The 22069-nt window shown below is 43.5% G+C and carries 19 protein-coding genes and 1 pseudogene; 8 read left to right on the plus strand and 12 right to left on the minus strand.

The features are described from left to right. Positions 1-121: 121 nt before the first annotated feature. The 3 genes from H6G17_RS04105 to H6G17_RS04115 all read right to left on the minus strand — a co-directional run bounded on the left by H6G17_RS04105 (position 122) and on the right by H6G17_RS04115 (position 4049). Positions 122-2242, minus strand: a complete 2121-nt coding sequence (locus tag H6G17_RS04105; RefSeq protein WP_192154409.1) for a tetratricopeptide repeat protein — start codon at positions 2240-2242, stop codon at positions 122-124. 7 nt (positions 2243-2249) lie between these two features. Beyond that, a complete protein-coding gene (locus tag H6G17_RS04110) occupies positions 2250-3071 on the minus strand; it encodes a PP2C family serine/threonine-protein phosphatase (protein ID WP_192154411.1) in 822 nt (273 codons plus the stop codon). Between the two features lie 303 nt (positions 3072-3374). Continuing rightward, entirely contained in the window at positions 3375-4049 is a 675-nt protein-coding gene (locus tag H6G17_RS04115) for a VWA domain-containing protein (RefSeq protein WP_192154413.1), read from the minus strand. Between the two features lie 599 nt (positions 4050-4648). Here H6G17_RS04115 and H6G17_RS04120 point away from each other — a divergent pair. Beyond that, entirely contained in the window at positions 4649-6118 is a 1470-nt protein-coding gene (locus tag H6G17_RS04120; protein ID WP_192154415.1) for a response regulator, read from the plus strand. A 27-nt stretch (positions 6119-6145) separates the two neighbouring features. On the opposite strand, the gene H6G17_RS04125 is transcribed toward H6G17_RS04120, so the two are convergent. The 6 genes and pseudogenes from H6G17_RS04125 to sufB all read right to left on the minus strand — a co-directional run bounded on the left by H6G17_RS04125 (position 6146) and on the right by sufB (position 12314). After that, entirely contained in the window at positions 6146-6436 is a 291-nt protein-coding gene (locus H6G17_RS04125; RefSeq protein ID WP_192154417.1) for a hypothetical protein, read from the minus strand. A 192-nt stretch (positions 6437-6628) separates the two neighbouring features. After that, positions 6629-7261, minus strand: a pseudogene (locus H6G17_RS34520) (Uma2 family endonuclease). 49 nt (positions 7262-7310) lie between these two features. Next, positions 7311-8573, minus strand: a complete 1263-nt coding sequence (locus H6G17_RS04135; RefSeq protein WP_192154419.1) for a SufS family cysteine desulfurase — start codon at positions 8571-8573, stop codon at positions 7311-7313. Between the two features lie 57 nt (positions 8574-8630). Next, positions 8631-10010: a Fe-S cluster assembly protein SufD gene (gene sufD / locus H6G17_RS04140; RefSeq protein WP_192154421.1), complete on the minus strand. Its 1380-nt coding sequence runs from the start codon at positions 10008-10010 to the stop codon at positions 8631-8633. Next, on the minus strand, positions 10010-10795 hold the full coding sequence (gene sufC / locus H6G17_RS04145) for a Fe-S cluster assembly ATPase SufC (RefSeq protein WP_192154423.1): 786 nt from the start codon (positions 10793-10795) through the stop codon (positions 10010-10012). The genes sufD and sufC overlap by 1 nt, the downstream gene beginning before the upstream one ends. A 79-nt stretch (positions 10796-10874) precedes the next feature. Next, on the minus strand, positions 10875-12314 hold the full coding sequence (gene sufB / locus H6G17_RS04150) for a Fe-S cluster assembly protein SufB (RefSeq protein ID WP_015154063.1): 1440 nt from the start codon (positions 12312-12314) through the stop codon (positions 10875-10877). 207 nt (positions 12315-12521) lie between these two features. Here sufB and sufR point away from each other — a divergent pair, with 207 nt between their 5' ends. Together sufR and H6G17_RS04160 are read left to right on the plus strand one after the other, a co-directional pair. Continuing rightward, on the plus strand, positions 12522-13193 hold the full coding sequence (gene sufR / locus H6G17_RS04155; protein ID WP_192154663.1) for an iron-sulfur cluster biosynthesis transcriptional regulator SufR: 672 nt from the start codon (positions 12522-12524) through the stop codon (positions 13191-13193). Positions 13194-13342: 149 nt separating this feature from the next. Continuing rightward, positions 13343-13600, plus strand: a complete 258-nt coding sequence (locus H6G17_RS04160; RefSeq protein WP_192154425.1) for a hypothetical protein — start codon at positions 13343-13345, stop codon at positions 13598-13600. A gap of 20 nt (positions 13601-13620) precedes the next feature. Here H6G17_RS04160 and H6G17_RS04165 read toward each other — a convergent pair whose 3' ends face one another. Next, a complete protein-coding gene (locus H6G17_RS04165) occupies positions 13621-15894 on the minus strand; it encodes a cellulose synthase catalytic subunit (protein ID WP_192154427.1) in 2274 nt (757 codons plus the stop codon). 290 nt (positions 15895-16184) lie between these two features. Here H6G17_RS04165 and H6G17_RS04170 point away from each other — a divergent pair, with 290 nt between their 5' ends. From H6G17_RS04170 to H6G17_RS04190, 5 genes are all read left to right on the plus strand, one after another. Next, positions 16185-16430, plus strand: coding sequence for a hypothetical protein (locus H6G17_RS04170; protein WP_192154429.1), 246 nt, complete (start codon positions 16185-16187; stop codon positions 16428-16430). Continuing rightward, a complete protein-coding gene (locus H6G17_RS04175; RefSeq protein WP_192154431.1) occupies positions 16414-16935 on the plus strand; it encodes a hypothetical protein in 522 nt (173 codons plus the stop codon). The genes H6G17_RS04170 and H6G17_RS04175 overlap by 17 nt, the downstream gene beginning before the upstream one ends. 154 nt (positions 16936-17089) lie before the next feature. Beyond that, on the plus strand, positions 17090-17473 hold the full coding sequence (locus H6G17_RS04180) for a hypothetical protein (protein WP_192154433.1): 384 nt from the start codon (positions 17090-17092) through the stop codon (positions 17471-17473). 40 nt (positions 17474-17513) lie between these two features. Next, positions 17514-18566 carry a DMT family transporter gene (locus H6G17_RS04185; RefSeq protein ID WP_192154435.1) on the plus strand — a complete coding sequence of 351 codons (1053 nt, stop codon included), beginning with the start codon at positions 17514-17516 and terminating at the stop codon, positions 18564-18566. Between the two features lie 208 nt (positions 18567-18774). After that, positions 18775-19515, plus strand: coding sequence for a DUF4079 domain-containing protein (locus H6G17_RS04190; protein ID WP_192154437.1), 741 nt, complete (start codon positions 18775-18777; stop codon positions 19513-19515). 16 nt (positions 19516-19531) lie between these two features. Here H6G17_RS04190 and H6G17_RS04195 read toward each other — a convergent pair whose 3' ends face one another. Next, on the minus strand, positions 19532-19912 hold the full coding sequence (locus H6G17_RS04195) for a DUF2237 family protein (RefSeq protein ID WP_192154665.1): 381 nt from the start codon (positions 19910-19912) through the stop codon (positions 19532-19534). Between the two features lie 88 nt (positions 19913-20000). Continuing rightward, on the minus strand, positions 20001-21803 hold the full coding sequence (locus H6G17_RS04200) for an ABC transporter ATP-binding protein (RefSeq protein ID WP_192154439.1): 1803 nt from the start codon (positions 21801-21803) through the stop codon (positions 20001-20003). Positions 21804-22069 lie beyond the last annotated feature (266 nt).

The raw sequence follows: 22069 nt of genomic DNA on the forward strand, positions 1-22069 counted from the left end.
GTAGTGCATGGTGCGTGAAGTGTGGGAGGTGTAGGAGGTATGGGAGAACACTCGAAGAATCTTCTCCCCGCTCTCCCTCATCTTCCTTGTCCCCCTTATCCTCTCCCTCACTCCTCGCTCCTCATTTAGGCTTTCCTTCTCCAGGGAGAGATTGCGGGTTAGAAAGAATAAACTTTTCTGGGTTTCTTAGGAAGGAATCGCAATTCTTATCGAGAGCAACGCAGATGTTACCTAAAGCGAGTTGATATTCTTCGATATTGCCTTGTTTGAGAAACAGTTTAGCGGCTGTTTGTAAATCTTCTACTGCTTCGCGATCGCTCTGTCCGCTATACTGAGTTAGCTCGTAGCGAACAATTCCCCGCTTGAGATAGGCTTCTGCTTCTTGGGAGTCAATACTAAGCGCTCGGTTAAAATCTGCAATTGCGGCTTTGTAGCCCGTACTCAATTCCCCTTTATACTGTGCTAGTTTGTAGTGAACGATGCCGCGCTTGACCAGTGCTTTGGCAGCACGGGGGTTGAGCCGCAAAGAGCGATCGAAGTCTTGAATTGCTTGCTGATATTCTTTTTCGGGATTTTTACTATACTGAGCAATTTCATAACGTACCATGCCGCGACTGAGATAGGCTTCGGCTTGGTTGGGTTTGAGTCCCAGAGTACGATTGAAGTCTTCAATCGCTTGGCGATAGGTACGGTCGGGGTCGCCGCTATGCTGGGCAACTTCGTAGAGAGCGTTACCTCGGTTTAAATAGACTTGAGCATCCTTGGGATTGAGCTTGATGGCGCGATCGTAATTATCAATAGCCCCTTCATAGTCTCCTACTTTGTAATAAGCATCGCCCTGCTTGTAGTAGGCAACAAAATTATTGCCGCTTTTTGCTGCTACTTTGCCGTTACTTGGTGGTTCGGGGATCGAGGTAACGCTAAAACGACTATCAAAGGGCAGTTGCACGTCACTTAACACCTGCATCAACAGGATCAAGCTCACAGCTCCTAGACTAAACGTGCCCATCATCATCAGGTTGAACTTTCTGCGGCTCAGCCTTCTATGACTTCTTGGCAGTGTTAAAAATAATGGTGCGTGTTTGCTGAGCGTGGCAGATGAATAATAAGCGGCAGAGCGATCGAGCGCTCGATACTGTCGATATACAGGAGGAGTACGCTTAGGTGGCAAAGGTTGGAGGTGTTTTTTCTGTCTGACTGCCTCCAAGGACGGAAACGGGTCGCGCCCGCCTAATTTTACTGCCCGCTCGCACCAAGGACAGCTTTGCAGGTGATCGCTGTAGCGATGCTGATTGTTAGCGCTACAGGTTGTCAAAGCGTTTTCTGCTTCTTTGAGGGCAGCTTGCCAGGTTTGGGCGTTGGGACGGAGATTGGGTTGAGAATGACCTGCATCAAAACACTTGACAAATAACTGCCTCAAACTGGGGTGTAAGATCTCCCAGTTTGGTGCAATCGGCGTAGGCTTGTACGGTACTGGCTTGCTGCCATAAGTGAAATGTCCTGCCGCTATCCGTGCTGCATAGGGTGGGGGATCGCCACTACCTTGATAAATTCCTGAAAAAGGGTGAGTCCCTTCCATCAGCAGTTGGAAGATCAGGACTGCTAGCCCGAATAAGTCGTGTTCTGGGGCGCGATCGATCTGTCCGAAATTCTTTCCTTGCAGTTCTGGCGGCGTAAATTCTGGCTTTCCGACACCGCAGCGATAAATAGCTGCTGTTTGCAGGTCGCGGACTTGAAACGAATCCGTATCTACCAGGGTAACTAGAGCAGTATCGCTGACTAAGATGTTAGATTCGTTCACATCTCCGACACAATACCCGCGTGCGTGCAGCGCTCCCATGGCAGCGGCAATATTACGGGCAGTGCGTTGGAGATAGAGATAATTAAAAAACGGGCATTTTTGTCGGCGCGTTTTGGGATTGTAAAAATCTAGTAGGGAGTGCATCCCTCTGACACGCGGCATCAGAAAGCCAACGACGCGATTGCTACCATCAGTTGACGTGAGCAATTCTTCGGGCCAAGCGATCGAGATATGTCCTTGCCCCGCCATAGGGTTATCTGGCGGGTTAGCAAGCATTGCCGTTAGCTTAGATGCCTGAATCTCTCTAGGCTTGTGATAAACCTTTGCTACTAGTGCCTCGTTGTGCGGTACAGTAAAGACACGGGCTTCTCCCCCATGTCCGAGACTAGAGTTGGGGTCCAACGTGATAATTTGGTTGTTGGAGCTTCGTTGCAACCGCATGGCAAAATTAACTCACAAGCGTCGCCAATAGTAAAGTCAAGTCGTCATCCGTCCGTTCCGTAATTCTTGGCGATCGCAAAAACGCCGCCAGTTGTTCTTTAGCTTCACTCTCATCCTCCACACCTGCCATAAATTGAAACAGGGGAGAAAAAAATGGTTTGTAGGGTGAACCATCGCCCATGTTCACAGCTAGCATCTGCAACCCATCTGAAAACACGGCAATATTTGTCGTCGTTCCCCGCCAAACGTTGACTTGGACTGTCTCCAAGGCTTGGGGGGAAACTAGAAAAGTTGTTTCATTAATATATTCTCCTTTTTGAGCGGCAGTCAGAGCAAAAATCTGACCGTCGCGATCGCTCGCTACTGCCAAGCCATCACCTACCTGCACGGCTGCAACTAATTCTGGGGTAGCAACTGCTAAAATCAATGTCGTCGCCAACTCCCGCGCCTGCTTGCCACAGACGGCTGCTTCTGCTTCTACAGCTGTCTTTGCTGCTGCCAGAGCTTGAGTCAGAATTCGCTGCCATCCCTGCTCGTCGTCAACCAAATGCAGTCTAGAGCCTTCAGCACAAATCGTCTCTACCGCCGTTTGCGCGGCGACAATTGCCCCGACTTTGCCTAAAGCTGCACTTCCTGCCCCGTCAGCTACTGCTGCTACCAAAACCCCCGTGGGCAACTTTTCCCAATGATGAGCGTCTTGACAAAGCTGTCCGACCTTTTCGTGGCTCGTACCTCGAACTGAGGCGGATGCGACTCGCCATTGCCGGATTCCAGCAGGAGCATCTAACTGTCCTGTTGTATATAGCTCATCGTGGGCATCGTTACGCATTCATCGTGATTCCTTACTGATTCCTAGCCTATCTTAGGTGAACGGACAATCAGAGCGATCGCATCGCTCGACAAATCCTCCTTTTGTATACGGTAATGTGTAGGGTTCCGTCAATTTACTCATTCATCTCTTTACACTTTCATTATGTACTTTTGGTAATTAGTCATCTGTCATTTGTCATTGGTTCTTTGTATTTTTTCTCCCTCAGCTCCCTAAGCTCTCTTATGTTCCCCATGTCCCCCATGTCCCCCATGTCTTCCTTGTCTCCCTTGTCCCCCCTGCTCCCTACTCCCTGCTCCCTGCCTAAGTTGCTCCCCACCCCACAGGTGGTAATGCTACTTGTTCGTCGAAACGAGAATGAGAAACGGCTGTGATGCTAGCAGACAACCAGAGAAACATTTCCGTAAACCTCAGCCCTTGAAGTCTGAGTGGAGTGCGGACAGATATGTACTTGAGCCGCTCCAGATTAGCATTTTCTACACCTACAGAGAAAAAAGCTACATGCTTGTTAACTTCATCTGTCTCAATTCGCTGCCTTGCCTGCTCGATTAATTGCTCTGATTCTCCTTGGGGTTCTCCATCTGTAATTAAAAATATCCAGGGACGATAATAAGCTACCCCGTGAGCGCGGTATGTAGCTTTGCGAGACTGGATCATGTCTAGGGCGCGATGAATTCCAGTTCCCATACAGGTTAAGCCTTGCGCTGTCAGTTCTGGTAGATCGAGTTGGTCGGGAGTGACAAAATCCTGTATAACTCTGACATCACTATCAAAAACCACGAGCGCCACCTCAACACGTCGGGAAGCGAGAGAGTTTTGTAATAAATCTGTTTGCAATGCACGCAGCCCTTCATTTAAAGCATCTATTGCTGCTCCTTGCATCGAACCTGAAGTATCTAGAAGTAATACGCAAGGACAGCGAGGTTCTGGATTTTCAGCAAACTCTACCGCTTCATCAAGTCTTAATTGGTCAGACATACTTAACAATTTAGGTGGGAGACTTAGCTACTTGACATATGTGGTAGCTTTTACTCACTAGTGGACTGAGTAGATGGGCTGCTGGCATTGACAACAATTTATCTATGATAGTTCAGCTTTGACTTTACTAGTTTTTTATCTCTGTAGTTTCAACTGCGTCAGTCCGATATTTTACTCACATTTATTTCACCAGGGAAAAATCAGTAGCAAATTCAGACAATTGGTGCAGTTAACTACGCATACAAGACCAAGGCGACAAATTACTTAACTTTCCCATAGATTGTTTTTCTATATGTCCAAATCCTTTGTCATACGCCAATAGCTAAAAACTGTAAACTGGATGGTTAATTTTTATAGATTGCGCTATAGTCAATAGAAACTGTTAGCCTTCCGTCAATTTTTTATGATTTGCAGGGGTTCTAGCGGTGTTAAGAGCAGATACAGCTTACAATATTTTAATAAACTTAACTAGGTTACCTCAATCCTCTTACCTCAATTGATTCAGACAAAAACACTCAAATTGCTCGAAATTAAGGCTTTGCTAAATAGGCATTGTCAGTTAAAGTATTCGCTCGCTTGGAAAAAGGTTTAAGTGCTAAATGGCTAGCTGTGGAACCTTTCAGAAGTTAAGTCCGCTGAGTTTATTAGCGCACTTGTCTAGTTGTTATGATAGTGCCTTGTTAAAGGTGACTAGCAGTGCTGTTACATGGTCGGTATATCTTGAAGAGGGAAAGATTACTTATGCTTCCCATTCAATTGCTGCCTTCGATCGCCTCGACTGTCATTTGCATCGCCTCAGTTATAAAGTACCGACGCTGACAAGTGAAACTAGAGCGCAATTAAGTTTGATTTTTGAAACTGAAGCAGAACAGCGGTCAGATACTAATCCCGAATATCAAGCAATTGGTTGGTTAGTTAACCATCAATATTTAAATGCCGAACAAGCAGCAGAATTAGTTGCAGAATTGGTTGGAGAAACGATCGAGTCGTTTTTATTAGTGAAATCGGGGCAGTACGACTTTAGCAGCAACTCAAACTTAGAGCAAATTTTTTGTCGGCTCGAACTACAGCCGATTGTCGATCTATGTCAAAAGCGCCTGCAAAAGTGGCAAGCTCTAGCACCAGAAATTTTCTCACCCTACCAGCGGCTTTATTTTTCTAACCGTCACAAATTAGAACAGCAAATTCCGTCGGAAATTCAGCAAAAGTTTAGTACGATTCTCAAAGGTTTCAGTTTTCGTCATCTGGCAATTCTATTAAATCAAGACGAACTTGAATTAGCGCAAAACCTACACCAGTATATTGCAGCAGGAACAATTTTGTTGCAAGACCCCTATGCGCCATTTGACCAATTACCAAGAACCTTTGAACAGACTGCATCGCCATCAACAACACCAATTGTCATACCGGAAAAAGTCCCCTTACCGCTAGATGATATCCGCGATCGCCACATTAGCGATCGCCGGCTGGCTGCAACTCCAAAAGCTTTCGAGCGCGAACCAGTCAGAGAGACGCAGTTCCCTACGACAAAGCAAGAATCTCTCCCCATACAGTCTCCGCAGCCACACTCAGAGCCAGTCAAGCATAGCTCTCAGCCACCAGTTAACTTCCCGATTACGCGGACAACACCCCCAGTTCCTCCCACGCATATAGAGACTCCCACATCCCCACCGACTGTTATTCCCGATGCTCCGGCTACGAGAAATAAGTATAAAATTGTTTGTGTGGACGATAGCCCAGCAATGTTACAGGAACTGAAAAAGTTTTTAGAAGACGACTTATTTTCAGTTTTTACAATTGATAATCCTGTTAAAGCTTTAATGCAGATTATTAAAGTCAAGCCAAATCTCATCTTATTAGATGTAAATATGGCAGGAATTGACGGTTATGAATTGTGTCGTTTGCTCCGCAATCATTCTCTATTTAAAGACACGCCGATTATTATGGTGACGGCAAATACAGGAATTATTAACCGAGTCAAAGCTAGAGTTGTCGGTGCTTCAGGTTACTTAACTAAGCCTTTCAGCCAGCCAGATATTCTCAAAATGGTATTTAGGCATTTAACATGAAAGTAAGGTAAGCCTACCAGTTGTAAATTAGTATCGTTGATGCGGAAAGAAAACTGTGTAGTATAGTGAAGGATCGACCCGATCTGTAAACCGAGGATATAAGTTGCGATCGCAAATAGAATTAGATTCCTGCGATTGGGATGAATTGTTCGGCTGTACTTCTTCAGCAGATTCGCCAAGCAAAATTTCTGGATATAGTAGATCTGCTAATTTTGACCAAGTAACAGAAAAAGGATTTTGTAAATATTTCTGTACGAGCGATCGCTTATCTTTTTCGTTTAAGTTGCCCGATCGCCCATCGTTTGTATGCTCTCTCATAAATGCATTCCTCGCGGCTATTTTGTGCGCTTGCTGGAGCGCTAAAGTTTATTAGCCACAATTGAGACGAGTTATGCACGGTTGTATGGTATGGAATGCTATCCATAATCTAATTGAGGAATTGAGCTAGGATAGAAGATAAAGCGATCGAATGAAATCTATACTTCAGTAAACTTCCTATTCATTGCTCAATTAAACAATTTTATCCCTTACCCAAGCTCGAAAAGATTTGAGTAAAGCTACTTCTCCCGGCATGGGAATCTGTTGCATAAAATTACTCATATCTTTAACAGATATAAGAGGAAAAGCAAGACTCACATCACGCTCTCTATACTCCTCTACTTCTAGTCAATAAAATTTTAATTCTTTTCCGTCGTATTTCCAAAGTTCAGGAACACCTAAAGCAGCATAAATACCAAGTTTATTTACAGAACTACTATTAACATCAATTTCAATTGCTAAGTCAGGCGGCAGATCGGTTCCTAAATCTAACTTTAGCTTGCCTCTAAGTGCTAACTCGTTTTGAATATAAAAACAACAATCTGGTTCTATACCGCGATTAGCTATTTAGCGTTTTAGAGTTGTTGAATCAGCACTTTTTATTTCAATCTTTAATTCTTCAGCTAAAACAACTATAAAGCGATCGAGCTGAATTTTATGGCTTTCGTGTTCGAGAAGTGGAGTCATAATCTCTAAAGTGCCACGGTCATAAGCAAAGCGAGAACCTCTGTTTTCACCTGTTTCTTTAAGCAAGGCTTCAAAGGTTTCCCAGCTAATGTTGTGTAGCACTACTCTAGACTCTGCTGGAGTTGAATAAGTAATCATATCCACTGGCTTTAGAGTCAATTGGGTGAGCTAAGCCCACCCTTTTACCTTAACCGAAGATACTATTAAAAAATTCTACCGCTTCCTTCAAAGCAATAATAAATATGTCAATCTCTTCACGGGTATTGTAAAAAGATAAACTTGCCCGTGCGGTAGACTGAGCGTGGATGTAACGATGTAAAGGCTGCGTACAGTGGTGTCCGGCGCGAATAGCAACCCCAGCTTGATCTAGTAGAGTAGATAAATCGTGAGGATGGACATCACCAACCGTAAATGAAGCTAATGCAGCTCTACCCACACCTGCTACTTTAGTTAATGGTCCGTAGGTGCGGACTTCAGAAATTTGAGCGAGTTGCTCAAACAGATATTGCGTTAATTCCGATTCGTAAGCATAAATTTTATCCATGCCGATCGCCCCTAAATAGTCTACAGCTGCACCGAGGGCGATCGCTTCTCCGATTGCTGGCGTACCTGCTTCAAATTTGTGCGGTAAATCGGCGTAGGTAGAACGGTCTAAATACACGTCGGCGATCATCTCACCACCACCCAAAAACGGTGGCATCGATCGCAACAATTCTAGTTTTCCATACAAAAATCCAATTCCCGTAGGAGCGCACATTTTATGACCGGAAGCTACTAACCAGTCGCAGTCCATTTGCTGTACGTTGACAGGCATATGTGGTACGCTTTGGCAAGCATCGATCAAAACTTTCGCACCGTGTTGATGGGCGATCGCAATTATTTCTTGTACTGGGTTAATGCATCCCAAAGTATTAGAGACGTGAACCACAGCCACAAGTTTTGTTTTGTCGGAAATTAAAGACTTATATTGCTCTAAATTAAACTCTTCTTCTGGAGTTAGTTCGACAAACTTCAACACTGCACCCGTTCTTTGTGCTAGGAGTTGCCAAGGTACTAGGTTGCTGTGGTGTTCCATCACGGAAAGGACAATTTCATCGCCCCGTTGAATATTGCTATTACCCCAACTATAAGCAACTAAGTTTATTGCTTCAGTAGCATTGCGGGTAAACACAATTTCTTCTCGCTGCGCCGCATTGACAAACGCAGCTACTTTATCCCGCGCCCCTTCATAAGCCTCGGTTGCTTTAGCCGCTAGGGTATGCACGCCGCGATGGACGTTGGAGTTATATTGCTCGTAATAATCCCGTAAGGTGTTGAGGACGAGTAAAGGTTTTTGAGAGGTGGCGGCGTTGTCGAGGTACACCAATGGTTTGCCATTGACTTCTTGATGCAGGATTGGGAAGTCAGCGCGGACGATATCGGCGAGGGTTCTTGCTTGGGTAAAAGTCATGATTAGATGGAGAGTAGGAATATAAACCCCTGATTTTCATTGTGGGGTACTTACGACTTACGACTTATGACTTAGCATGACGGCTTTGAGCAGAGTTCGTTGTAAAGAGGGAATTGGTAGTTGGTTAATAATCTCAGCAGCAAAGGCGTTAACTAACAAATTTTGAGCGTCAGCAGCGTTAATTCCACGACTTTGCAGGTAGAAAATCTCATCGTCTTCCAACTGGCTGACAGTAGCACCGTGACTGCACTTGACGTTATCAGCGATAATTTCCAGTTGAGGCTTGGTGTCTACTCTAGCTTTGGAAGAGAGGAGTAAGTTGCGGTTCAGTTGTCCTGCATCCGTAAGTTGAGCGGCTTGAGCAACAAACACTCTACCATTAAATACAGTGTGGGCTTTATCGGCAACAATGCATTTATGGAGTTGACGACTCATACCATAAGGATAATTGAGAGCGATCGCGCTATGGGTATCGGCTGTTTGTTGCCCTGCTATTATAGTTAAGCCGTTGAGAATTGTTTCTGTCTGTTCCCCTGTCTGGAAAATTTCTAAATTGTGGCGCGACAGTTTTGCCCCTAAAGTAATCGCATTGCAGGTGTAACGGCTATCTCGTGCTTGAGTAATCGCAGTTTTACCAATATGGAATGCTTCTACGCTTTCCCGTTCAACTCTAGTATGACTAACTTGGGCATTTTCTCCCAGCCAGATTTCCGTAACAGCGTTGGTAAAGTATACCGTCTCTCCAACTTCGGCTTCGCCTTCTTCAGGATCTTCAATATTAAATTGATTTAAGTAGTCTTCCACCAGCGTGACGCTACTACCAGTTTCCGCTACTACCAAGCAGCGCGGCTGCTGAATCGTTGGCGTGCGGAAGGAATTAGCGATAAATAGTAGGTGGATGGGAGTTTCTACGACAACATTCTTAGGAATCCAGACGACAGCAACATCTGTAATTGCAGCCGTGTTGAGGGCGGTAAATACTTCTTGTCCTCCCTCAGATTTTGCCAGGTAGTTGTTCAGGCGATCGCGGTATTCTGCTGGTAATCCTGATAAATTGCTAACTACTACGCCTTTCGGTAAATCACCGATTGCAGAATGTTCTGACGCATACACCCCGTTGATAAATACCAAACGGCTATTTGCTGCTTCTGAGAAAGTAAGTGGTGTCACCAGTGCTGCTGGTAATCCGGTGGGAGCCGCTACTTGAAAGTTAAACTGTTTTAAAGCAGATAAATCAGTAAACCGCCACTCTTCAATTTTGGTAGTAGGGAGAGTAGATTGACGAATTATATCAGAGGCGCGATCGCGAATTTCTTTTAGAGAGGCGATTGAATCTCGCGATTGACACTGTTGCAATAATTCTAACAAGTAGTTATCCCCACCCAACACATGAGCATGACTGCCATTCGTAACTGTCGGAGAAACTTGAATACTCATTACACTCCTACCTCAGTTGCAGCTTCCAACACCCAATCGTAGCCACGGGATTCTAATTCAAGCGCCAATTCCTTACCACCACTCTTAATAATCCGTCCCCCAGCCATAACATGGACGTAATCTGGGACGATGTAGTTGAGCAATCGTTGGTAGTGGGTAATTAGAATTGTGGCATTCTCAGGGCTGGCTAATTGATTCACGCCATTAGCAACAATCTTCAGCGCGTCAATATCCAAACCAGAATCTGTTTCATCCAAAATTGCAATTTTTGGTTCCAACAGTGCCATTTGCAAAATTTCGTTCCGCTTCTTCTCGCCGCCCGAAAACCCTTCATTCACGCTGCGATTTAAGAAAGCCGCATCCATCTTGACAACATCCAATTTTTCTTGGATCAAATCGTCAAAATCAAATGCATCCAATTCTTCTAAACCTTGCTCTTTTCGGCGAGAATTGTAGGCAACTCGTAAAAAATCTAAATTACTTACGCCAGGGATTTCTAAGGGATACTGAAATGCCAGAAAAACTCCAGTTCTAGCTCGTTCTTCCGGTTCCATCTCCAGCAAATCTTTACCTTGAAAAATTGCTTCACCCCCCGTCACTTCATAAGCTGGATGTCCTGCTAAGGCTTTAGAAAAAGTGCTTTTACCAGAGCCATTCGGTCCCATGATCGCATGGATTTCTCCAGCGCGGACTGCTAAATTTACTCCCTTTAAAATTGGATTCCCATCAACTTCAGCTGTCAGGTCTTTCACCGACAGCAAAATTTCACTATTTTCAATAATCATTACTCTCTACGTCCTCTGCGCTCTCTCTATTCACTTGCGAATCGCTTGATTGAGGGTGAGCATTGCCCACCCTACTTTATTAACCCACACTACCTTCCAGTTTCAGACTCAGCAGGCGATCGGCTTCTACAGCAAATTCCATTGGCAGTTGGTTAAATACGTCCTTACAGAAACCGCTAATCATCATCGAGATTGCATCTTCTGAAGAAATACCTCGTTGTGCGAAGTAGAATAACTGATCTTCACCAATCTTAGAAGTCGAAGCTTCATGCTCGATCTTGGCAGTGTTATTCTGTACCTGAATGTAGGGGAATGTATTCGCCCGCGCATTATCTCCAATCAACATTGAATCGCACTGAGAATAATTCCGCGCTCCTTGTGCTTTCGGGTTAACTTTCACCAAACCACGGTAGCTGTTGCTAGAGTTCCCGGCAGAAATTCCCTTGGAAATAATCGTGCTGCGAGTATTCTTACCAACATGGATCATCTTCGTTCCTGTATCGGCTTGCTGCATATTATTCGTCAGCGCCACAGAATAAAACTCACCGACAGAGTTATCGCCGACTAACACGCAACTAGGATACTTCCAAGTAATCGCCGAACCCGTTTCTACCTGCGTCCAAGAAATTTTAGAATTAACTCCTTGGCACAAACCGCGCTTGGTGACGAAGTTGTAAATCCCACCTTTACCCTTCTCGTCGCCAGCGTACCAGTTTTGCACGGTAGAGTATTTAATCTCAGCATTGTCTAAAGCGACAAGTTCCACCACCGCCGCGTGTAGCTGGTTAGTGTCGTACATCGGTGCGGTACAGCCTTCTAGGTATGAAACGTAGCTCCCTTCCTCGGCTACAATCAAAGTCCGCTCGAACTGTCCTGTATCGCCGCTGTTGATGCGGAAGTATGTAGACAGTTCCATCGGGCATTTGGTGTTTTTGGGGATATAAACGAAGGAACCGTCACTAAATACAGCGGAATTGAGTGCCGCGAAGTAATTATCTGCTGTTGGGACGACACTACCCAGATATTTCTGTACCAACTCTGGATATTCCCGTAAAGCTTCGGAAATCGAGCAGAAAATTACACCTTCTTTGGCTAGCTTTTCCTTGAAGGTAGTCGCTACAGAAACGCTGTCAAAAATGGCATCTACTGCGACATTAGATAGACGCTTCTGTTCTGATATGGGAATACCAAGCTTTTCAAAAGTTTCCAACAGCGCCGGATCGACTTCTTCCAAGCTATTCAGTTGCTTTGGTTTCTTTTTCGGCGCGGAATAGTAGATAATATCTTGATAGTTGATAGGAGGATACTGGACACTGTGCCAAGTAGGTTCTGTCATCTTCAGCCATTGACGATAGGCTCTCAGACGAAATTCCAACATGAACTCTGGTTCTTCTTTCTTAGCAGAGATCAGGCGGATAACGTCTTCACTCAGACCGCGAGGAATGATATCTGCCTCGATGTCGGTAATAAAGCCGTACTTGTAAGGCTGGTTGACGATGGTTTTGACAGTTGCACTCATTGGTAGTGTTCTCTCGGTTGGGCTGAAATGCTCGAAGTAGCTCTTTAAGGATGAAAGACGGGTGGTCTAACCCCTTCCCACCTTCCTCGTTGTAAAAATCGTAACTAAAACAACACGCTTGTTGTTTAACCTTTCTCCATTTTACGCTACATTAACAACAGGTATGTTGTCAAAGTAAAATTTTCAGATGAAAACTTTGGAATGACAATGGTGACAACGCAGCAGCCCTCGACCAAGCAGGATATTCTGCAATATTTGATGAAGCAGGGGCAAGCCACGGCACAGGAGCTAGCCACAGAGCTTGATGTCAGTCCACAAGCGATTCGTCGCCATTTAAAGGATCTAGAAGCAGAGGAACTACTCTTATATCAAGCAGTTCACCTGGGAATGGGGCGACCGCAACACGTATATAAACTAAGCGATCGCGGGCGCGATCGCCTGCGTCGTACAATTAATGACGGAGGGGGAGACAGCCACGGACAATTTGCCGTTTCCCTACTCGACACCCTCGCCCAAACAGTGGGGCGAGAACAAATGGGGACGATTTTACGAATGCAATGGGAGCGTAAAGCTCTAGAATACCGCGATCGCGTTGGAGATGGTTCGCTGCAAGAGCGAGTCGCCAACTTGGTAGAATTGAGGAAAGCTGAAGGTTACATGGCAGAATGGTATTTTGTCAACGAAGAGAATTCAGCTAGAGGATTTATCATTACCGAACATAATTGCGCCATTGCCAACGTTGCTGAATCCTTCCCTGTAGTCTGCGGACACGAATTAGAAATGTTTGCCACAGTTTTACCTGATTGTCAAGTTGAGCGTACCCACTGGATTATTGACGGCGAACATCGTTGTGGTTATTTAGTCAGAGCTAGGGGTTAGGGGTTAGAGGTAAGTCGTACGGGCGGGTTTAGCTAAAATCTTCGTCGGCATCAGAGTTGTCTGGTGAATCCGCCCGTACAAAAGTTAAAAGCCAAAAATAGAAATCAACCAACTACCTATGACCAATTACCCATTACCAAACTAGTTTTATGAATCTAGACCAACAACCTTCAATGCAATTTCTTTCGGCGGAAGAGTCAGCCAGGGTTGATGCAGCCTTGCTATCTTCTCCAGAAAAGTTTTTAACTAGGCTAACGGTTTCATCCCTGCGGCTATTGAAACATATAGCTGAAGATTACGGGGTAAAGATGGAAGATTTAACAGCAGAGCAAGTGGTAGCCTGGTTTGAGAAGGATGGCAAGATTAGACGCGAACAAGGACTTGAGGCAGCTTTTCTGAAATGGTAAAGTGGGCATCGCCCACCCTACTACCCTTGAGAAACTGCGATCGCATTGACATCTATGTTGCGATCGAATATGATTCGCGGTCGGAATAGAATTTTCAAAATCAGCAAAATCGATTTAAATTCCCCTGGCGTGTTGTGGCGCTTCCATTGTCCAGGGCGACAAAATAATATTTCTACTAAGCGGCGATGGTGACTGAGACTGAGTTGCTGAAACACAACCCTGACTGTAGGAAATTCATTTTGAAATCCAGTCCGAATCACTTGACCAGTTAATTCTACTCCTTCCTCCATAATTTCTAACGTGACTGGCTGCATTTCTGCTGCTGAAATTATTGCTTTTTGTGTCAAAGCAATTTCCGCTCCAACTTCAGAAATCATCGTCGTGACTCCCCAATAATTTTCCCCTTGAATATTGCACCTTACTGTTCGCCGGAGAGCAAACCAATCGTAAACATCTGGTTTGGGAGCGTCGAGCAGAATTAAAATTGCAATACCCAACATAATTAAGTTGTAGCCACTCCACAGCCAACCCAAACCAATACCTCGAATTTGTTGAGCAATTTCTAATGGTACTGTTGTTGCCCACTCTGCTTTCGCCATAGACATTCCTAAGTTGCGCCACAGACTGATAGCTGTGATCGCAAACACAATAATTAAAGGTGAAGCTAGTTTCCAATTAAATGAAAAGCGATCGCGTTGTTGTCCTTTTGGAGTGACTTTAAATCCTTTGGCAAACGGTCTTAACATGACTTGAATTACTGTCAAAGCCAAGGGAAAACATAGAACTAAAGAGTATATATCTGATAGTAAAGCCGAGCGAGAGCGGTGATTCAACCAAGCAAATACTGAGAGTTGAACTAAATAGTAAGGCAAAAAGAAATATAACAATTCGGTTGCTGTTGCCCTGAGTGGAATTACTCCTAGAAATGAATAGGCAAGCGGCATAAATAAAAATCCAACCCGGGAAATACTAGTGAACCAATGCAATAATCCTTCTAAATGCGCAATTCTTTGTAAAGGTCGCAATCCTTTGATAGTTAAAGGGTTGGCATCGATAAAAAATGCTTGTAACGTCCCTTGCGCCCATCTGATCCTTTGCGTAGCATGAGCGGCGATGTTTTCGGCTGCTAAACCAGCACTGAGTTTTTCATCTAAATAAACTAGTCGATAACCCTGCGCCGATAAACGAATTCCAGTAAAGTAATCTTCGCTCAAAGAATCTGTCACAAAACCGCCAGCAGCTTGTAATGCTTTACGTCTGACAACAAAAGAAGTACCAGCGCAAATGACGCTATCAGCTCCATCTCTAATGGGCTGAATTTGACGATAAAAAACTTCTTCTTCGGGAGTAACTGCATCTTCCAACCCTAAATTACGGGCGATTGGATCGGCGTTATAAAAACTTTGAGGTGTTTGAACTAAAGCAATTTTTTCGTTTTGGAAAAAGCCAACAGTTCGAGTGAGAAAATTTTTAGTTGGGACAAAATCGGCATCAAAGACAACGATTAACTCGCCTTGTGTTTTGGCGATCGCGTGATTTAAGTTACCTGCTTTGGCGTGCTTGTTGTCGGAGCGAGTTAAATATTGACAGCCTAATTCTGTAGCTAGGTCTTTAACTTCTGCTCGGCGCGTGTCGTCAAGCAAGTAAACTTTTTTATGTGGATACTCTAGTGCTTGGCAACCGATAATAGTCCGTTTGAGGATAAAAGTAGGCTCGTTATAAGTAGGAATTAAAATATCAACAGTTGGAGTAAAATTACCATCAAGCACGGCTACAGCAAAGCGGTCGGCTTCGCGGCTGCGGTCTTTGACATTCAACATTAAAAATAGTTGAATCGTACCGCTAGTTAATACAAGGAATTCTAAAAACAATAATCCCAGACTAAATACACCATTGAGGGGAGTAGCAAGATTGAGTGTAGTTAGCGATCGCCAAATAATATAACGAATAGTCAAAAGCAGTAATATTGCTACTACAATTTGCCGCGACCATCGTTTCGGTTTGGGAGAAATTCGCATGACTAGCATCACAATTAGTAGTAAAACAATTGTGGGAGCTAGTAAATATCCTCCTGATAGCATTGGTACTTCTAACCAGAAAGGAGGATTGTTTTGAAAATTTTGTAATTGTAAAAAAATCGAAATAATTCTGCCTTCTCCGGCAAACCATCCCCCAACTATCAGACTAGAAAATGCCACAATACTTAGCATAACTAGCGTAGCGAGACGCGATCGCCTCACGCGCCTGAGTTCTCTCTGCTCTATCCCCTGACTTTTAATCTGAGAAACTGTCATTCCTACTACCCAATAATTTTCCTAACAAATACACTGGATTGTTGTTAGCAATCCATGTTAGGTGACACAATTGTAAAATAATTATAATTTTTATTATCGTTTATTATGTCAACTTTTAGCTAGTAGTTGAAATTTTGTTTGCTCCTAACTGTCCCAATAAAAATCTGCTAGCAATAACGCGATGTATTGCCATAGAAGAAGACTAAAACAGATATTCAGATAGTTCTATGACCGTAGAGCAATAGCTGAAGTTCCCCCATGGGTAGTTTATATTGTCCAATTGCCCCTAGATGCCCTATCGCAACAACAGTAGCAAATTACGCTGTATCAAGAATCATCTCAAACTCGATCGCGATCGAGGATTGGCTGATAGCAGTTTTCAATTGGGTAAAATACACGCTCTCTCTGGAGCGCACAGAGAAAGCGCCCCTACAAATGTCACGCACGCAATTGAGAATTGCTACAAGATTAATTTTCCTACTGGCAACCCCGACTACAAGCTAGTACACGGACGAGGTTGTGGCGATCGATACTGAGAAAATGACTGTCACCTTAAACTTGGTTAACGGTTTCAGTTTCGGTCGTCCGGTTTGGTATGTTTCAATGGATTCCAGCGATCCAACGGTAGCCGCAATCGAAGGTGCAACTTCTGCCCCTGCTTTGCAGAACATAGAAGTAGGTGGCGACGATAGTTTTAGCAGTGCTGTCGAGCGGATTTTTATTGCTATAAATGGACCGCAGCAAAATGGTTGTAAGAATCCACAACGTCAAGGGTTGTATGCAGCTTTAACTGACGGTTATCGCCCTAATAACGTTTTAGGAGGTATCCCGACGATCGCGAATGACTATAGCCCACTTTGGGATATCAACCTTTATGAGTGGACGCAGGATGCAGTAAACAACGGCGATCGCACCCAGCTACGCGAAGAATTTCACATCTTAGGTCTAGTTGAATCTGGTTTCCTCACTGGTCCTAATGGTTCCGAGTTTGGCTCGACAGGCATCATTAGCAACTGCACGATCGTATTTCGCCTATTGTAATCTCTCGACGCACGAACTCAAAGCCGAATTACGAGCAAATTCTTACGTTTTTCTCAGGAAAAACTCATAAATTCATCAGTCGTAACTTAGGTAAGCGATAGATGCTGAAATTGTCGAATTGTTGTTTATTCTCAAATTCTTAGGAGTGAATCAAGTGAAACTTACGTCTGTTTTAGCGGGCTTTGCTTTAGTCGGGTTAGTGACGGTTACAGATGTACCACTGAGAGCGATCGATCCTCAGTCAGGTCAAGCATCTGCCCAAGAGATGCAAACGAAAGGTCCGACTGATATACCGCTACAAAAGAAAATTGAATTGATTACCGCGCACAAGGGTCAGCTAGGTGGTGGTGACGAACTGCGGCGCTATTTCTTTGGCGATCTGCTGCCAGTAGCGGTGCAGCCTGGTGGTGCGGGTATGGTCGTACTGCTGTACAACAAAGCTAACGATTATACATTTGCTTACTGTGCTACCTACGATGTGGTCGTGGCATTGAGAAAAGGCAGAGTGACGAAGTTTGAGTCGAGTGAAGTGAAGTAATAGTCAAGCCATTTTAGTCGCGATCGCATGAGGAAAAGCTTTGTTACAGATTGGGATATGCCGATTATTACCTTTTAAAGTTAAGCCACAGATTTATCTATGGCTAGCTATTTCTATTTTTGGTGCAGCTAACTCAGTCACGCGCAAGCTGACCGAAATTGGTGCGAGACATTTTCAGAACGATCGCAATCCCATTTCTCTGTGCAATGTTTTATTTGTTGGCAATCTCTGCGCTTTGTTGGTACTGCTAATTATTTATCAACGGCAAATACAACCAGCTATGTTAAAGCGACTTTCTCGACGAGAGTGGTTGGGATTGATAGTCGTATCAACTTTAGCAGGAGCGATCGCGCCGAGTTTAATTTTTCAGGCACTAGCTGTTACTAATGTCAATACTGTAGTGTTTTTGGGAAGATTAGAGCCACCCTTAACTTTGCTATTGTCTGTCTGGCTATTGTCTGAAAGAGTTAATTTTTGGGAAATTTTGGGTGCATCTATTGCCTTTACGGGAGTAATTTTGATTATTTTTTTGTTTCCAATTCTACAAGGAGTAAATAATATAAGCTTAATGCTAGGCATGGGTGAAATTTTCACTATTGCTGCTGCCGTAGCTTTAGCAACAGCCACAATTCTTGCTAAGCTAACTCTCTCTCGGGTTTCTTTAGGAATTTACAGCATTTTTCGCACCGCTTGGGGAACAGTTATTTTCTTTGTCGCTGCTTTAATACTCTACGGCAGGGGACATTTTATGGATGTATTTTCTTCTTTCTTGTGGGAATGGATGTTAGTTTATGGTTCTATTATTGTCGTACTCGGTCAGACTTTCTGGATTACTGGTTTAAGAGCTACCTCTATATCTGAAGCTTCTTTAGTTAGCTCTTTTACTCCCATTGCAGGGATTCTCGCAGCTTATTTTATTTTAGGAGAAGTTCCAACACTAGCGCAGTATATGGGTGGCAGTGTCATAGTTATTGGAGTTTTTCTGAGTCAAATCGGCATCCGGCAAAAAGCATCAATTCGTGCTGCTACACGGAACGCTTCGATTCAAAAACAGCAAGCAATCGAAAGTAATATGGGATTTAAAGGGATATAAGTCAATGCTGGCTGAGAACGTCGGAATTCTTGAAGCGATCGCATAATTGAGGGGGTGGTAATTAGCAACCATCTGCGTACTTCTGATTTAGAGAAGGTTGTTGTAAATTTAACTCATTGCCTGTTTGCCACCAGCATCCAGATAAATTGAAATTTACGTAATTTAGTGGACTAGCAGATTAAACCCATTATTGTTGCAGAGGTTATGTATGGTAGACTTACTCGATGCTTGGAGACTTTTGCATCCCGCGATCGCTGTTACCTTCATCTTTCCTTTAATTGGGATCGTGGCTAACTTCGCATGGCAGACGCGCCAGCGCCGATTGCAAGCTAAAGGGGGTGATAAAAGTAAAATTCCCCCGACAGTTGGTGTGGAACATAATAAATTTGGCAAGTGGTTGGCTGGAGGTGTAGTAGGATTAGCACTTGTAGGGCTTGCCCGTCCTCTTTTTTACCACATTGCAACTAACCAAGTCTGGAGTAAAAACTCTTTTCAAGTTATCTTCATCGCCCTGATTTTTGGCGCAACCGTTGCCTCTTTAGTGTTTCTTTACCGCGCTAAACAGAAACTTTGGCGAGGAGTGTTTGCCACTTTGACAGGAATGGGTTTAGTGATTCTGGGTTTCCAAGAAGGTGTCTTCCGTCGCGATAACGAATGGTTTGTATCTCATTTCTATATCGGATTGACGGCAGCAATGCTGATGATTTTTTCCTTAGCGATTATGCAAGATATCTATCAGGATCGCTCCCATCGCTGGCGGCTCGTCCATGCTATTTTAAATTCGATCGCCCTATTACTCTTTATTGGACAGGGGGTGACTGGGGTACGGGACTTACTAGAAATTCCCTTACACTGGCAGGAACCATTCATCTACAAGTGTGATTTTAATCAAAAGACTTGTCCTACCCCAACTTCTATGACTGGTGAGTGGCGGATCGCAAGAGAGTAGAGAATAGGTTGACGTATTATTCAGTTGTAGCGCCATCGAGAGCGTGTTGCCTGAGTTCGCTCAGAGAAACGTATTCTAGTGCCGATGCGTGAGTTGACTGTAAAATTATTGGCGGTGCGACACCAGCGTCTAGAGCTTCTTTCCAACGAGAAGCGCACAAGCACCAGCGATCGCCTGGTTTTAAGCCAGGGAAGTTAAACTCAGGTACGGGCGTGCTGAGATCGTTTCCCCGCGACTTAGTAAAATTCAAGAACTCTGCCGTCAGTTCTGCACAAACGACATGCGCTCCATAATCGCCTGCACCAGTATTACATTTACCGTCGCGGTAATACCCTGTCATAGGAGCGCTGCAACAAGTTTTTAGTTCGCTACCGAGAACATTTCTAGCCTGTGCCACGATTGTCATCTCTCCAAAAGTTTCTCTATATTTACTTTATAAAGATCTTCTATGTTAAGACAAATGCTCGATCGTTCTTTTTCAGAATCTACACGCACGCAACAACTTCTTGATAGCTACCCGATTTCACGACTCGACCTTTTTCAATCGAGTAGACGCGATCGCAATGTTCGAGAGTAGAAAGACGGTGAGCTATAATAATCATGGTTTTAGTACCGCTGAGAGAGCGAATAGCTTCGCTGACAAGACTTTCAGTTTCGTTATCTAAAGCAGCAGTAGCTTCATCTAGCACCAAAATTTCCCGTTCGTGATAGAGAACGCGAGCAATTCCGATTCGCTGGCGTTGTCCTCCCGAGAGGCGTACTCCCCGTTCGCCAACGACTGTATTGATTCCATCGGGAAGTTGCTCGATCAATTCCTCTAACTGAGCTGACTGAATGGCTTTCTCTAATCTTGGCTTGTCAATCAGATCGTCTGGAACACCAAAAGTAATATTTTTCTCAATTGTGTCGTCTATCAGAAAAATAGACTGCGGAATGTAGCCAATTAAATTTTGCCAGGAGCGCAGATCGTTGTAAATTGTTTTACCATCAACTCTAATATTTCCTGTTTCCGGTGCTAAAAGTCCCAAGATGACATCAATTAATGTTGTCTTACCTGCTCCAGATTTACCAATTATCCCAATAGACTGACCTTTCTTGATGTGTAAAGAAATTTCTTTGAGATTGGTTTCTGTGGCGCTAGGATAGCGATAAGTAATTTTGTCTAAAATAATTTCTTGCTCGAATGGCAGACAGCATTTGCTATAGCTTTTTGAATCAAATAACTTACGTAAGCTTCGCTCGTCTAGTATTTTTTGACCCCGCTCGACTTCTAGATTTTCTATTTCTTTTAAATCGTAATAAACTTTATCAACTGAATAAGTACTATTTCTCATGATGCCAAAAGCATAGATTGTATTACTTACTGATGGCAGCAGGCGAATTGAAGCCATTGCAAACACACCCAAAACAGAAGTTAAGTTTTCTGCATTCTGATTAGATAGTAAAAATATAATTGTAAATCCAACTAAAAAAGTTACTAGAATAGCTTCTAGTAAGATGCGCGGTAAAATTGAGAATGCTTGAAAGGAGCTAAGTGCAAAAGCAAATTTATCAATCTGGGCTTTCATTTGATTCTCAAAATAAGATTCACAGCCAATAATGCGTGTCTCTTTCAGTCCTCCTAGTCCATGATTGATAATCCGAATCATTTCTGTATTAGATTCCGAAGCTTCTTGCCCCCATTGCGAAATTTTATATCTGAAAAAGTAAATTAACCCAAAGGCTGGTAAAAGAATTGCTGCTACGCTTAGTGTTGCTATTAAGTTTGTTTTTGATAGCAAAAAAATCAAAGCCAATATCACAGTGATATTGGCTAAAGATGTAAGGAAAGGTAGCATAAAATGAGTGCAGAATTTATCGGTTTCATTAACAACATTCTGAATTAATAATGCTGAATTGCGATTCAAATGAAAAGTGTAGGGTGCTGCTAAATAGGAGTGGAGTAACTTGGCTGAGAGTTCACCTTGCTGCTTGAAGGAAAATTTGAACACATACTTCTGACCGTAAAAGCTTAGGACAGACTTGAAGTATAAAATTCCGATAGTTGCTGCACTCAGTAAATATAAAAATTGTTTGTCGTTTTGAAATCCAGACCGAGTATAAAACCAATGCAGCCAGGAATTTTGATAGATTGCCTGCGGATTACTTGCCAAGGCAATAAATGGTCCAACTAGTCCAATTCCTATTGCTTCCATCAGAGAAGTCAAGAGAAAGAAGAATATTAGGAAAAATAGTTGTCTTCTCTTGCCTGCAAGGATATAAAAAAACTTAGATAAGTAGCCGATCATGTAGAGATAAGTTAGCTATAGTCAGCCACAATCGTAGTTTAAGTAAGTTAAAAAGGCTACTCAACAATTTGTAATTTTACTCAATCTTTAAATTTTGTTTGGTTTATGTAAAAATAGCGTTTTTACGTAAAAACACTTAAATAGATAAACAAGTAAATATACTAAATATACTGAGACTTTAGGCGATCGCCACCTACACTCGACAGCAGTTTGTGGGATAAGACATGAAAGACGCGATCGCTCGACAGTCAACCATTTGCCGTTTC

It is taken from the genome of Chroococcidiopsis sp. [FACHB-1243], from assembly GCF_014696895.1.
Lineage (GTDB): Bacteria > Cyanobacteriota > Cyanobacteriia > Cyanobacteriales > Chroococcidiopsidaceae > Chroococcidiopsis.